Genomic DNA, 327 nt, shown 5'->3' with positions numbered 1-327 from the left:
ATCAGCGCGAACACCAGCGGGTAGGACCATTCGGAGAAGCGCTGGTCGAGCTCGGCGGTGTAGCTGCCCGGCTTGCGCTGGAACATCTTGTCGTTGGGATCCGGGTTGAGCAGGTACTGCGTCGTGCGGTCCTTGGGCAGCAGCGTGATCTCGTTCGCCGCCGACATGAAGGCCGAGAGGTCGAAGGCATAGGAGGTGAAGCGGATCACCGACAGGTCGCCGGTCAGCGATTTGCGGTTGATGACGCCGTCATTCATCATCAGCACCTTCTCGTCGTCCTTTTCGACGATGCTGCCGGACTTGGCGTAGTAGATCAGGTTGGCGCCT

At 60.9% G+C, this 327-nt stretch carries 1 protein-coding gene; it reads right to left on the bottom strand.

What is annotated here, in order from left to right:
* On the bottom strand, positions 1-327 hold a 327-nt coding region (locus EN807_RS33775), incomplete at both ends, for an LptF/LptG family permease (protein WP_135938036.1).

It is taken from the genome of Mesorhizobium sp. M5C.F.Ca.ET.164.01.1.1 (assembly GCF_004792125.1).
Lineage (GTDB): Bacteria > Pseudomonadota > Alphaproteobacteria > Rhizobiales > Rhizobiaceae > Mesorhizobium > Mesorhizobium wenxiniae.
Note: the sequence above shows the minus strand (reverse complement) of the source record. Positions and strands in the feature narration are given on the sequence as shown.